This window comes from Pseudomonas sp. ATCC 43928 (assembly GCF_005938665.2).
Classification (GTDB): domain Bacteria; phylum Pseudomonadota; class Gammaproteobacteria; order Pseudomonadales; family Pseudomonadaceae; genus Aquipseudomonas.
In genome coordinates this window covers 6,328,310-6,341,722 of sequence record NZ_CP041753.1, presented here as the reverse complement: position 1 = coordinate 6,341,722, position 13,413 = coordinate 6,328,310, and the positions used below count along the sequence as shown (strand labels likewise).

Below are 13,413 nucleotides of genomic sequence, written 5' to 3'. Positions count from 1 at the left end.
TGAAATAGGTTTACACCTGTTTCACCCTCAAAACGCCCGATGCACCGCATCGGGCGTTTTGCATTTCAACGATAGGTGCGGACGTTTGCTGTTGTAGATGCTTATCGACTCGTCGACCATTCGAATCGCCTCGGCCAGATCTCTAGGTCGGTGAAGCAGAAACTCTGTCTTCAAGATCCCGTTCACACGCTCTGCCAAAGCGTTCTGATAACAGTCATACCCGTCGGTCATCGAGCACCTGATTCCATGTTTGGCGTGCAACTTCTGGTAGAGATCAGAGCAGTATTGCGAGCCGCGATCTGAGTGATGCACCAGCGTCTGATCCGTTCTTCTGCCCCGTAGAGCCTTACTCATCGCCTGGATGACCGATTCGGTGTGCAGGGTTTCATGCACGTGATGGCCGACGATTTTGCGAGAGTAGGCATCGGTCACCAAGCTCACATAGGCAACGCTTTGTTGGGTCGGCAAATAGGTGATGTCCGCCACCCAGACCTGCTCGGGTCCCGTGGCAGTCACTTGATCAGGGCCAGGTTTTAACCGGTTCGGATGTCGGCGGAAGCGATGATGGCTGTCAGTGGTCTTGTGATAGGCGCGCTTGCGAGGAACCAGTTGCCGATTGTCTCGCAAGATATCGAATAGCCGATCTCGACCTACCGTTTGCGTCAGCTCAGGCTCCGCCTGCATAAGGCCATGCAGCTTGCGAGTGCCCAGCCGGGGCATCTGAAGACGTGTTTCCAGGACAAAACCCAGCACTTTCTGAGCATGACTGGCTTGCGCGTCATAAGCCCGGTTTCGTTTGTAGTACGCCTGCCGGGATATGCCCAGAAACTGGCAAGCCCTCTGAATGCTCAGGCCTTGGACTTGCCCTTGGGTGAGGACTTGCCGGATCGCTTTTTTACGATAGAAACCCCGTAATCGTTCTTCAACACGTCAACCACCGCTTCGAAGAATTGGGCTTTCTGATTGGCAAGGGCCAGTTTTTCCTCCAGCTCCTTGATTCGCTGCTCAGGGGTCAGCGGCAAACTTTGTTCGTCCATCGGTCGGCTCCTCTGGGCGCGAATAGAGGCGCCTTGGCTCCAGTCCTGCCGCCCATGCTTGCGTAACCACACCAGCACAGTCGACCGCCCCTGAATCCCGTAGCGCCGTTGAGCCTCTTTATAACTCAACTCGCCTTTTTCGACCTGATCGACGACTGCCAATTTAAAGCCCAGCGTGTAATCTCGCTGGCTGCGCCTTTTCCCCGTATCCATTGGTTCCTCCTGAAGATAAGTCAGAAGGTGTAAACCTTATTCAGGACGAGACAACCGACAAAAAAAAGCCCCGCCCGGCATCACGCCGGGCGGGGCTTTTGCGTTTTCAAGGCGGGCTCACCCCCGTAAACCCTCCTTGAAGTTCCCTTTTTGCAACAACTCAAGGCCTTCTCGAACCTTGGGATCGATGTTCGTCCCGATGGCGGATCAGGTCCAGTGAACAGATCTTTAATATTTCTTTATGATCTAAATAAATTGATATTTATTCTTTTTAATTAAATTGGAACGCAGGCACAGTTGAGCTCAACAAGCACTCACCAGGAGCAGCACCATGAGCCTCAGACTTGGCGATATCGCCCCCGATTTCGAACAGGATTCCAGCGCCGGCACCCTCCGTTTCCACGAATGGCTGGGCGATAGCTGGGGCGTGCTGTTTTCCCATCCGGCAGACTTTACGCCGGTGTGCACCACCGAGCTGGGCTTCACCGCCAGGCTCAAGGATGAATTCGCCCAGCGCAGCGTCAAAGCCATTGCCCTTTCCGTGGACCCGGTGGATTCGCATCACAAGTGGATCGAGGACATCAACGAAACCCAGAACGCCATCGTCAATTTCCCGATCCTCGCCGATGCGGACCGTAAAGTGTCCGACCTGTACGACCTGATCCATCCGAATGCCAACGACACCTTGACCGTGCGCTCGTTGTTCGTGATCGATCCGAACAAGAAGATCCGGCTGACCATCACTTACCCGGCGAGTACCGGCCGTAACTTCAATGAGATTCTGCGGGTAATCGATTCGCTGCAGCTCACCGACAACTACAAGGTGGCCACACCGGCCAATTGGCAGGACGGTGATGAGGTGGTGATCGTGCCGTCGCTCAAGGACGAAGATGAAATCCAGCGACGTTTTCCCAAGGGTTATCGCGCGGTGAAACCGTACCTGCGCCTGACGCCGCAGCCGAATCGTTAACGTCAAAAGATCGCTCCCACGCAGAGCGTGGGAACGATCATGTCTACCAAAGCAGGGGATTTTCAGGCCGTTTCGACGGCCTGTTTTTTTGTCCGGAAAAAGACAAACAACATATTCACTTAAGCTATAACCAAATGAATAAATATGATTTATGGATATATAAATCACCTGTTAAGGTCATTCCATCGACGCGAGATCGCAAGCTGCGAATCGCCAACACCGCTCAAGGAATTGTCTGAATGCTGGTCGTCTCACTCGGTGGCAGCCCCAGCCCACGCTCCCGTTCCGGGGTGTTGCTGGAGCGCTCCAAACGCTGGTTGCAAGAGCAAGGTGTGGAAGTGGTGAGTTATCAGGTACGGGACTTCCCGGCTGAAGATTTACTGCATGCCCGCTTTGACAGCCCGAAGGTGATCGATCTGTTGCAACAGATTGATAACGCCGACGGCCTGCTCATCGCCACACCGGTTTACAAAGCGTCGTTCTCCGGCGCGTTGAAAACCGTACTGGATTTGCTGCCCGAACGCGCCCTGGCCCACAAAGTGGTTCTGCCAATGGCGACCGGTGGCAGCATCGCCCACATGCTGGCGGTGGATTACGCGCTCAAGCCAGTGCTGTCGGCGTTGAAGGCTCAGGAAATGCTCCACGGGATTTTCGCCGTAGACAGTCAGATCGCTTACGGCGAAGGCAGCGCCCAGGCGCAGTTGGCTCCCGAGCTTGCACAACGACTGAATGAATCGCTGGAGCTGTTCTACAGCGCCATGGCTCGCCGGCCCAAGCCGCTCGATCCAAACCTGTTGAACGAACGTTTGTTGAGTGCTCGCTGGAGCATTTAAGCCAGCCCTCAAGCAACATCTGAATTTGAAGTACTCACCTTACTGGCCCGCCAACGGGCAAGCAGGTGCAGCCAAAACCCAACTGCAAAAAGGAGAGCGCCATGCGCCCTGTCATTTTGCGTCGTGGTCTGGTCGCTCTGTTTGCTGCGGCTGTGTCCTTCGGCGTCATTACTCAAGCCCAAGCCGAGACTTTGCGAATCGGCTATCAGAAATACGGCACCCTGGTGCTGCTCAAAGCCAAAGGCACTCTGGAAAAACGCCTCGCCGCCCAAGGTGTGGACGTGCAATGGACGGAATTCCCCGGCGGCCCGCAACTGCTTGAAGGCCTGAACGTCGGCTCCATCGACTTCGGCGTCACCGGCGAAACGCCTCCGGTTTTCGCTCAGGCCGCGGGCGCCGATCTGCTCTACGTCGCTTATGAACCGCCAGCGCCCCACAGCGAAGCGATCCTGGTGCCGAAGGGCTCGCCGATCAAATCGGTGCAGGAACTCAAGGGCAAGAAAGTCGTGCTCAACAAAGGCTCCAACGTGCACTACCTGCTGGTGCGTGCGCTGGAAGACGCCGGCCTCAAATACACCGATATCCAGACCGTGTTCCTGCCGCCCGCCGATGCCCGCGCCGCATTCGAGCGCGGCAGTGTCGATGCCTGGGTGATCTGGGACCCGTACCAGGCTGCCGCCGAACAGCAACTGCAAGCGCGCACCTTGCGCGATGGCAAAGGCATCGTCGACAACCATCAGTTCTATCTGGCGACCAAGCCTTATGCGCAGAAAAATCCTGAAGTGATCAAAACCCTCGTGGAAGAAGTGCGCGCGGTCGGTGAATGGTCCCGGGCCAATCCCGAGGACGTAACCCGACAGGTTTCGCCACTGCTCGGCCTGCCAGCGGACATTACCCTGACTTCGGTGAAGCGCCAGGGCTACGGCGCGCTGTTCCTGACCCCTGAGGTGGTCGCCGCCCAACAGAAAATCGCCGACAGCTTCTACCAGCTCAAGCTGATTCCCAAGCCCTTGAGTATCAAGGACGTGATCTGGACGCCACCGGCAGCCGTCGCCAAAGCGCCGTAATCCGATTCCCCAAGGAGACCACTCCATGAGCCTCAATATCTTCTGGTTCCTGCCTACTCACGGCGACGGCCATTACCTTGGTACCGCCGAAGGCGCTCGCGCCGTCGACCACGGTTACTTGCAACAAGTCGCGCAAGCGGCGGATCGTCTGGGTTTCGGCGGGGTGCTGATTCCCACCGGTCGCTCCTGCGAAGATTCGTGGCTGGTGGCTGCCTCGCTGATCCCGGTGACCCAGCGTTTGAAATTCCTCGTCGCCCTGCGCCCCGGGATCATTTCCCCGACGGTGGCGGCGCGTCAGGCCGCGACCCTGGATCGTCTGTCCGGCGGTCGTGCGCTGTTCAACCTGGTCACCGGTGGCGATCCGGAAGAACTGGCCGGCGACGGTCTGTTCCTCAGTCACGAAGAGCGCTATCAGGCCTCGGTGGAATTCACCCGCATCTGGCGCCGGGTACTGGAAGGCGAAACCGTCGATTACGACGGTCAGCACATCAGCGTGAAGGGCGCCAAGTTGCTCTATCCGCCGATCCAGCAACCGCGTCCGCCGCTGTATTTCGGCGGCTCTTCGGAAGCGGCGCAGGATCTGGCGGCAGAGCAGGTCGAAATGGTCCTGACCTGGGGCGAGCCACCGGCCGCCGTTGCCGAGAAAATCGCACAGGTTCGCGCCAAAGCCGCGAAGCTCGGGCGCACCGTGCGCTTCGGTATTCGCCTGCATGTGATCGTTCGCGAAACCAACGCCGAGGCGTGGCAAGCGGCGGATCGACTGATCTCTCATCTGGACGATGACACCATTGCCCGCGCCCAGGCTTCTCTGGCGCGTTTCGATTCGGTCGGCCAGCAACGCATGGCCGCTTTGCATGGCGGCAGTCGCGACAACCTGGAAGTCAGTCCCAACCTCTGGGCCGGTGTCGGTCTGGTGCGCGGCGGGGCCGGTACGGCGCTGGTCGGCGATGGTCCGACCGTGGCCGCTCGGGTGAAGGAATACGCCGATCTGGGCATCGATACGTTCATCTTCTCCGGTTATCCACACCTGGAAGAATCCTATCGGGTGGCCGAGTTGCTGTTCCCGCACTTGGACATCGAGCGCCCGGAACTGCCGAAAAGCGCCGGTTACGTCAGCCCGTTCGGCGAGATGGTGGCCAACGACATTCTTCCCAAAGCCGCGTCCCAGAGCTGAGGCGTGGCCATGAAGAAAACTATCCACAGCCTCGCACCCTGGGTGTTGCCGATTCTGTTGCTGGCGGTATGGCAGTTGTCGGTGTCGGCGGGCTGGTTGTCGACGCGGATTCTGCCGGCACCGATCGCGGTGATCGAAGCCGGTGTGAGCCTGTTCCGCAGCGGTGAAATCTGGACTCACCTGGCTATCAGCGGCTGGCGCGCGGCACTCGGGTTCGCCATCGGCGGCGGCATTGGCCTGGCGCTGGGCTTTATCACCGGCCTGTCGAAGTGGGGCGAGCGCCTGCTCGACAGTTCGGTGCAGATGATCCGCAACGTACCGCACCTGGCGCTGATTCCGCTGGTGATCCTGTGGTTCGGCATCGATGAGTCGGCGAAGATTTTCCTGGTGGCGTTGGGCACGTTGTTCCCGATCTACCTCAACACTTATCACGGCATCCGCAACGTCGATCCGGCGCTGGTGGAAATGTCCCGCAGTTATGGCCTGTCCGGTTTCAGCCTGTTCCGTCAGGTGATCCTGCCGGGTGCGCTGCCTTCGATTCTGGTCGGCGTGCGTTTTGCCCTGGGCTTCATGTGGCTGACCCTGATCGTCGCCGAAACCATCTCTGCCAACGCCGGCATCGGTTACCTGGCAATGAATGCCCGGGAGTTCTTGCAGACCGACGTAGTGGTGCTGGCGATTCTTTTGTATGCCGTGCTCGGCAAACTCGCTGATCTCGCGGCCCGTGGACTTGAACGCGTGTGGCTGCGCTGGCATCCGGCCTATCAGGTTGCCAAGGGAGGTGCCGCATGACGGCTCAACAACCTCCACGCCTGCTGCGCGGAATCCCGCTGGCAGTGCGCAAGCTGCAAAAGACCTTCGGTTCGCGGCAAGTGCTGCGTGAAATCGACCTGCACATTCCTGCCGGGCAGTTTGTGGCGGTGGTCGGGCGCAGCGGTTGCGGCAAAAGCACCTTGCTGCGCTTGCTCGCCGGTCTCGACAAACCTACGGCTGGCGAGTTGTTTGCTGGCTCCGCGCCGCTGAGTGATGCCCGGGGAGACACCCGGCTGATGTTCCAGGAAGCGCGGTTGCTGCCGTGGAAGAAGGTTATCGACAACGTCGGTCTCGGGCTCAAGGGCAACTGGCGGCCGCAAGCGCTGGAAGCGTTGGAGTCGGTCGGCCTGGCGGACCGCGCCCACGAATGGCCGGCGGCACTGTCCGGTGGCCAGAAGCAACGAGTGGCCCTGGCCCGCGCGCTGATCCATCAACCGCGCCTGCTGTTGCTCGACGAACCGCTGGGGGCACTGGATGCCCTGACCCGTATTGAAATGCAGCAACTGATTGAACGGCTCTGGCAGAAGCACGGTTTCACCGTGTTGCTGGTGACCCACGACGTCAGTGAGGCGGTGGCGATTGCTGATCGGGTGATTCTGATTGAAGAGGGCGAAGTCGGCCTCGACCTGGCAGTGGAGTTGCCGCGCCCTCGGGTTCGCGGCTCCCATCGGCTGGCGGCGCTGGAAACCGAAGTGCTCAACCGCGTGCTGTCGGTACCCGGCCAACCGCCGGAACCGGAACCTGTTTCACCATTGCCCACGCAATTGCGCTGGGCTCAATAACGTAAAAACTCATCCAACGACAGGAATCAACATCATGACTATCAAAGCCATCAACGTTCGTAACCAGTTCAAAGGCTCGATCAAGGAAATCGTGCTCGGCGACGTCCTCTCGGAAATCGACGTGCAGACTGCCTCCGGCATCGTCACTTCGGTGATTACCACTCGGTCGGTGAAAGAGCTGGAACTGGTGGTCGGTAGCGAAGTGATCGCGTTTGTGAAATCCACCGAGGTGTCGATCGCCAAGTTGTAAGTGCGTGCGCCAACAACAACCCCGGAGGGTGTGAGCCCTTCGGGGTTTTTTATGCGTGCAGTGGTAGTGGTGGTGTATTCGAAGGCTGCGATCTTTTAAAGCGCTACGCGCTTGGGCAGGTACGGCGGCAAATACAGCCCGAGGTAGGCATCAAACACCCGCATCCCTTCTTCAGCCATGCGCGGCGTGATCTGCCCATGTTGCTGCACCGAGCGCGCATACACTCGATCTCCCAGCTCCATGGCCAGGGCAAACACATCGACGTCTGTCGGCAGCCTTGGCAGCTCGAAGTGATGGTCGAACAGTTTGTGCATCAGGTCGCCGAGTTCGATGTCGTGCTGGCGGTCAGCCTGGGTGACTTCGGTCAGGCCGTGCTGGGCGAGGATCAACTGGCGGGCAGCGGCGTCTTCGTCGTAGATGTCGAGCATGCGTTGTTCCACCAGTCGCGACAAATCGCGCCAGCCGTTGAGGGCGTGGTGGTCGATGGGCGCTTGCAGGCAAGCACGGAACGCGGCGTGGACGTCGGCGGTCAGGGCTTCGAGCAGGGCCGGCACGCTGGCGAAAAAGTGGTAGACGGAGGAGGGCGGGATCTCTGCGCGTTCAGCGACGCTGTAGATCGACAGACTGGCCACGCCCTCGGCGGCCAGCAGCGTGCGGGCGGCATCGAGTATCGAGTCGATCCGGGCCTGGCTGCGTGCGCGGGGTTTGCGTGGGGTGGCGAGTCGGGTCATTGAAGTCTCCTGCAGGGCAGCGGGCATTGTACGCAGAGCGCAGAGATGATCCATACCCCGTTGGAGTGCGCAGCAGTCCCCAATCCAGCTAACTCGGTATCCCTGATACAACGAGATTGCCGTTTTTGGGCTGCTACGCAGCCCAACGGGGGCAAGCCCCCTCGCCACAATGTTTAGTGGTTGGCCATAAAAAAACGCCGCAGGCGGTAAGGCCGGCGGCGTTGTTTTTACGGCAACCGTTTACACGGTATGCAGGTACCAGTTGTACTCGAGGTCGGAGATGGAGTGTTCGAACTCCTCCAGCTCGCTCTCTTTACAGGCGACGAAGATATCGATGTATTTCGGATCGATGTACTTGGCCATGACTTCGCTGTCGTCCAGCTCGCGCAGTGCATCGCGCAGGTTGTTCGGCAGGCTTTGCTCGTTCTGCTCGTAGCTGTTGCCTTCCACGGGCGCGCCCGGCTCGATCTTGTTGACCAGGCCGTGGTGCACGCCGGCCAGGACCGAGGCCATCAGCAGGTACGGGTTGGCATCGGCGCCAGCCACACGGTGTTCAATGCGCACGGCATCGGAGGAGCCGGTTGGTACGCGAATCGCCACGGTGCGGTTGTCCAGGCCCCAGCACGGCGAGTTCGGCACGTAGAACTGCGCGCCGAAACGACGGTAGGAGTTGACGTTCGGGCAGAGGAAAGCCATCTGCGCCGGCAGGGTCTCGAGCACACCGCCGATCGCGTGACGCAGTGCGGCGTTCTGCTCGGGATCCTCGCTGGCAAAAATGTTTTTGCCATCTTTATCAAGAATCGAGATGTGGACGTGCAGACCATTACCCGCCTGGCCTGGATATGGCTTGGCCATGAAGGTGGTGTCCATCTCATGGTCGTAGGCGATGTTTTTGATCAGACGCTTGAGCAGCACCGCGTAGTCGCAGGCCTTTATAGGGTCGGCCACGTGGTGCAGGTTCACTTCGAACTGCGCCGGGGCGCTTTCCTTGACGATCGCGTCGGCAGGGATGCCTTGCTCTTTCGCACCTTCCAGAATGTCCTGGAGGCAGTCGACATATTCATCCAGATCGTCGATCAGGTAGACCTGGGTCGAGTGCGGACGTTTGCCGGAGATCGGCGAGCGCGGCGGTTGCGGGCGACCGTTCACGTTTTCCTGGTCGATCAGGTAGAACTCCAGTTCGAACGCGGCGCAGATGGTCAGGCCCATCTCATCGAACTTGGTCACCACTTGACGCAGGACTTCGCGCGGGTCGGCGAAGAAAGGTTCACCTTCGAGTTCGTGCATGGTCATCAGCAGTTGCGCAGTCGGGCGCTTCTGCCAGGGCTCATTGCACAGGGTGTCGGGGATTGGATAGCAGATTCGGTCAGCATCGCCGATGTCCAGGCCCAGGCCGGTGCTTTCCACCGTCGAGCCATTGATATCCAGAGCAAATAGAGAGGCCGGCAGGTTGATGCCTTTCTCGTAAACCTTGTGGAGGCTGGTGCGTTCGATGCGCTTGCCGCGCACCACACCATTCATATCCGCAATCAGAAGGTCAACGTACAGAACCTCAGGATGTTCCTTAAGGAACGCGTTCGCTTCGTTAAGCTGAACGGCACGCGGGGGTACCGACATGATGCAACACCTTTGTTGTTAAAAATATCAATCATTGATCTTTTCAGATTCCAGTCAACCCGAACGGCATGCCGAAGTCAAGTGAGGCCTTTTTTGCCCTAAAAAAGCGCTCGCAAGGCTTTTTTGAGGCACTTTGGGGCGTATTTTTGTCTTCTGACGTCTTGGCTCCCGCGGGCTTGAGCGGGCCGTGTTGTATTTTTTACGGGGGTGTTGTGTAAAAAAATGAACAAGGCTAAGCTCGATTCAAACCCATAACAGCAATAATACCGGGGTGCTTCATGTCTCGCCTGCCGTTAATCGGCGTCACCGCCTGCTCAAAGCAGATCGGTCTGCATGCTTATCACATCAGTGGCGACAAATACGTACGCGCCGTGGCTTCAGCTGCCAAAGGCCTGCCGTTGATTCTTCCATCCCTGGCAGATCGACTGGCGCCGTCCGATATTCTGGACGCTCTGGACGGCATTCTTTTTACAGGCTCTCCTTCTAATATAGAACCGTTTCACTACAACGGCCCGGCCAGCGCGCCGGGTACTGCTCATGATTCTGCACGCGATGCCACCACTCTCCCGCTGATCCGCGCCGCTGTCGAGGCTGGCGTTCCCGTGCTCGGTATCTGCCGCGGCTTCCAGGAAATGAATGTGGCGTTCGGTGGCAGCCTGCATCAGAAGGTCCACGAGGCCGGTCCCTTCATGGACCACCGTGAAGACGACAGCCTGCCGCTCGAAGGGCAGTACGCCCCCAGTCACCCGGTGCACGTCCAGCCGGGTGGTGTACTTGCGGGGCTGGGCCTGGCGAGCGACATTCAAGTCAACTCGATTCATGGTCAGGGCGTCGAGCGGCTGGCGCCGGGCCTTCGTGTGGAAGCTGTGGCGCCCGATGGGCTGATCGAAGCGGTCTCTGTAATCGAAGGCAAAGCTTTTGCTTTAGGCGTGCAATGGCATCCCGAATGGCAGGTAAGCTTGAATCCTGACTACCTTGCGATTTTCCAGGCATTTGGCGATGCCTGCCGCAAGCGCGCATTACAACGCGACGCCGATGCGTCAAACAACGCCTGACTTATAAAAGTCAGGAAACTCAAGCCTAAGAGGCATTTATGAGTAACAACCTCGACCAGCTCACCGATTGGTTGAAAGACCACAAGATCACAGAAGTCGAATGCATGATTGGCGACCTGACCGGCATCACCCGGGGCAAGATCTCGCCGACCAACAAGTTCATCGCCGAAAAAGGCATGCGCCTGCCCGAAAGCGTTCTGTTGCAGACCGTGACCGGCGACTATGTCGAAGACGACATCTATTACGAACTGCTCGACCCGGCCGACATCGACATGGTCTGCCGCCCCGACCAGAACGCCGTGTTCCTGGTGCCCTGGGCCATCGAGCCCACCGCCATCGTGATCCACGACACCTATGACAAGCAGGGCAATCCGATCGAGCTGTCGCCGCGCAACGTGCTCAAGAAGGTACTGAAGCTCTACGCCGACCACGGCTGGCAGCCGATCGTGGCGCCGGAAATGGAGTTCTACCTCACCAAGCGCAGCGATGACCCGGACTACCCGTTGCAACCGCCGATTGGCCGTTCCGGTCGTCCGGAAACCGGTCGCCAGTCGTTCTCCATTGAAGCGGCGAACGAATTCGACCCGTTGTTCGAAGACGTCTACGACTGGTGCGAATTGCAGGAGCTGGACCTCGACACGTTGATCCACGAGGACGGCACTGCGCAGATGGAAATCAACTTCCGTCACGGCGATGCCCTGTCCCTGGCCGACCAGATTCTGGTGTTCAAACGCACCATGCGAGAAGCCGCACTCAAGCACAACGTGGCGGCGACCTTCATGGCCAAGCCCATGACTGGCGAGCCGGGCAGTGCCATGCATTTGCACCAGAGCATCATCGACATCGAGACCGGCAAAAACGTCTTCTCCAATGAAGACGGGACCATGAGCCAGCTGTTCCTCCATCACATCGGCGGTTTGCAGAAATTCATCCCTGAGTTGCTGCCGCTGTTCGCGCCCAACGTCAATTCGTTCCGCCGCTTCCTGCCGGATACCTCGGCACCGGTGAACGTGGAGTGGGGCGAAGAGAACCGCACCGTGGGCCTGCGGGTTCCGGATGCCGGGCCGCAGAACCGTCGGGTGGAAAACCGTCTGCCGGGTGCCGACGCCAACCCTTACCTGGCCATCGCCGCCAGCCTGTTGTGCGGCCTGATCGGGATGCTCGAAGGGCATAACCCGAGTGCCCCGGTGGTGGGGCGTGGTTACGAGCGGCGCAATCTGCGCCTGCCGTTAACCATCGAAGACGCGCTGGATCGTATGGAAAACAGCAAGACCATCGAAAAGTATCTGAGCAAGAAATTCATCACAGGCTACGTCGCGGTCAAGCGGGCCGAGCATGAAAACTTCAAGCGCGTGATCAGTTCGTGGGAGCGGGAGTTCCTGCTCTTCGCCGTCTGATGCGCCGGGCGCGACAAGGGGCGTGATTGCCCTCTGACGTCGCGCCGTCACTGCAATCCAAGGAGAATTCGCATGACCAGCAACAACCCGCAAACCCGTGCATGGCAAACCCTGAGCAATGATCACCACCTGGCCCCGTTCAGCGACTTCAAGCAGCTGAAAGAGAAAGGCCCGCGGATCATCACCAATGCCAAGGGTGTTTACCTCTGGGACAGCGAAGGCAACAAGATCCTCGACGGCATGGCCGGTCTGTGGTGCGTCGCGATCGGCTATGGTCGCGATGAACTGGCCGATGCCGCCGCCAAGCAAATGCGCGAACTGCCTTATTACAACCTGTTCTTCCAGACCGCTCACCCGCCGGTGCTGGAGCTGGCCAAGGTCATCGCTGAAATCGCGCCTGAAGGCATGAATCATGTGTTCTTCACCGGTTCCGGTTCTGAAGGCAACGACACCATGCTGCGGATGGTTCGCCACTACTGGGCGATCAAGGGCCAGCCGAAGAAGAAAGTCATCATCAGTCGCAAGAACGGCTATCACGGCTCCACCGTGGCCGGCGCGAGCCTGGGTGGCATGACGTACATGCACGAACAGGGCGATTTGCCGATCCCGGGCATCGTCCACATCGCCCAACCGTATTGGTTCGGTGAAGGCGGTGACATGACGCCACAAGAGTTCGGTATCTGGGCGGCCAATCAGCTGGAAGAGAAGATTCTGGAAATCGGCGTCGACAACGTCGGTGCCTTTATTGCCGAGCCGATCCAGGGCGCCGGCGGCGTGATCATTCCGCCAGACAGCTACTGGCCGCGCATCAAGGAAATCCTCGCCAAGTACGACATCCTGTTCGTGGCCGACGAGGTGATCTGCGGTTTCGGTCGTACCGGTGAGTGGTTCGGTACCGATTTCTACGACCTCAAGCCCCACATGATGACCATCGCCAAAGGTCTGACGTCCGGCTACATCCCGATGGGTGGCCTGATCGTGCATGACGATGTGGTCGAGGTGCTCAACGAAGGTGGTGATTTCAACCACGGTTTCACCTATTCCGGGCACCCGGTGGCCGCGGCGGTGGCGCTGGAAAACATCCGCATCTTGCGCGATGAGAAAATTGTCGAGCATGTGCGAGCAGAGACGGCACCTTATTTGCAGAAGCGTCTACGGGAACTGAACGATCACCCGTTGGTGGGGGAAGTGCGTGGGGTCGGTCTGTTGGGGGCTATCGAGCTGGTTCAGGACAAGGCCACTCGCAAGCGTTACGAAGGCAAGGGCGTCGGCATGATCTGCCGGCAGTTCTGCTTCGACAACGGCCTGATCATGCGCGCCGTTGGCGACACCATGATCATTGCACCGCCACTGGTGATTACACCGGCTGAAATCGACGAGTTGGTGACCAAGGCGCGCAAGTGCCTGGACCTGACCCTGAGTGCGTTGCAGGGCTAAGTGCTAGGCTCTGAGCGAGGTGCAATGTCTGCACTTC

General features: G+C 59.0%; 13 protein-coding genes. 10 read left to right on the top strand and 3 right to left on the bottom strand.

Annotated elements, in window-relative coordinates; all coding sequences use genetic code 11:
* Positions 1-27: 27 nt before the first annotated feature.
* Positions 28-1,250 (bottom strand): IS3 family transposase gene (locus tag FFH90_RS29310; RefSeq protein ID WP_168206155.1). Its coding sequence is split into 2 segments (ribosomal slippage): positions 28-899 and positions 899-1,250, totalling 1,224 coding nucleotides; the frame shifts between segments, so codons are not numbered across the junction.
* A 331-nt stretch (positions 1,251-1,581) separates the two neighbouring features.
* Here FFH90_RS29310 and FFH90_RS29305 point away from each other — a divergent pair.
* The 7 genes from FFH90_RS29305 (at position 1,582) to FFH90_RS29275 (ending at position 7,139) form a co-directional block, all read left to right on the top strand.
* The gene (locus tag FFH90_RS29305) at positions 1,582-2,220 is read left to right on the top strand and encodes a peroxiredoxin (protein WP_138866472.1); all 639 of its coding nucleotides are present in this window, start codon (positions 1,582-1,584) and stop codon (positions 2,218-2,220) included.
* A gap of 239 nt (positions 2,221-2,459) precedes the next feature.
* The gene (gene ssuE, locus FFH90_RS29300) at positions 2,460-3,053 is read left to right on the top strand and encodes an NADPH-dependent FMN reductase (protein WP_018928624.1); all 594 of its coding nucleotides are present in this window, start codon (positions 2,460-2,462) and stop codon (positions 3,051-3,053) included.
* Positions 3,054-3,154: 101 nt separating this feature from the next.
* Positions 3,155-4,120: a sulfonate ABC transporter substrate-binding protein gene (locus tag FFH90_RS29295; RefSeq protein WP_138866471.1), complete on the top strand. Its 966-nt coding sequence runs from the start codon at positions 3,155-3,157 to the stop codon at positions 4,118-4,120.
* A gap of 25 nt (positions 4,121-4,145) precedes the next feature.
* The gene (gene ssuD / locus FFH90_RS29290; protein ID WP_018928626.1) at positions 4,146-5,294 is read left to right on the top strand and encodes an FMNH2-dependent alkanesulfonate monooxygenase; all 1,149 of its coding nucleotides are present in this window, start codon (positions 4,146-4,148) and stop codon (positions 5,292-5,294) included.
* 9 nt (positions 5,295-5,303) lie between these two features.
* The gene (ssuC, locus tag FFH90_RS29285; RefSeq protein ID WP_018928627.1) at positions 5,304-6,086 is read left to right on the top strand and encodes an aliphatic sulfonate ABC transporter permease SsuC; all 783 of its coding nucleotides are present in this window, start codon (positions 5,304-5,306) and stop codon (positions 6,084-6,086) included.
* Complete coding sequence (gene ssuB / locus FFH90_RS29280; protein ID WP_138866470.1) at positions 6,083-6,889, top strand: aliphatic sulfonates ABC transporter ATP-binding protein; 807 nt, start codon at positions 6,083-6,085, stop codon at positions 6,887-6,889. The genes ssuC and ssuB overlap by 4 nt, the downstream gene beginning before the upstream one ends.
* Positions 6,890-6,923: 34 nt before the next feature.
* Complete coding sequence (locus FFH90_RS29275; RefSeq protein WP_003229256.1) at positions 6,924-7,139, top strand: molybdopterin-binding protein; 216 nt, start codon at positions 6,924-6,926, stop codon at positions 7,137-7,139.
* Positions 7,140-7,234: 95 nt separating this feature from the next.
* Here the strand turns inward: FFH90_RS29275 and FFH90_RS29270 are convergent, their stop codons facing one another.
* Positions 7,235-7,870 (bottom strand): TetR/AcrR family transcriptional regulator, encoded by a 636-nt coding sequence (locus FFH90_RS29270; protein WP_018928629.1) that lies wholly within the window; start codon positions 7,868-7,870, stop codon positions 7,235-7,237.
* Between the two features lie 240 nt (positions 7,871-8,110).
* Positions 8,111-9,487, bottom strand: a complete 1,377-nt coding sequence (locus FFH90_RS29265) for a glutamine synthetase family protein (protein ID WP_018928630.1) — start codon at positions 9,485-9,487, stop codon at positions 8,111-8,113.
* Positions 9,488-9,765: 278 nt separating this feature from the next.
* Between FFH90_RS29265 and FFH90_RS29260 the strand changes: the two genes are divergently transcribed.
* From FFH90_RS29260 to FFH90_RS29250, 3 genes are all read left to right on the top strand, one after another.
* Positions 9,766-10,542: a gamma-glutamyl-gamma-aminobutyrate hydrolase family protein gene (locus tag FFH90_RS29260; protein WP_064621023.1), complete on the top strand. Its 777-nt coding sequence runs from the start codon at positions 9,766-9,768 to the stop codon at positions 10,540-10,542.
* A gap of 38 nt (positions 10,543-10,580) precedes the next feature.
* Entirely contained in the window at positions 10,581-11,939 is a 1,359-nt protein-coding gene (locus FFH90_RS29255; protein WP_138866469.1) for a glutamine synthetase family protein, read from the top strand.
* Between the two features lie 72 nt (positions 11,940-12,011).
* Complete coding sequence (locus FFH90_RS29250; protein ID WP_018928633.1) at positions 12,012-13,376, top strand: aspartate aminotransferase family protein; 1,365 nt, start codon at positions 12,012-12,014, stop codon at positions 13,374-13,376.
* Positions 13,377-13,413: the final 37 nt, after the last annotated feature.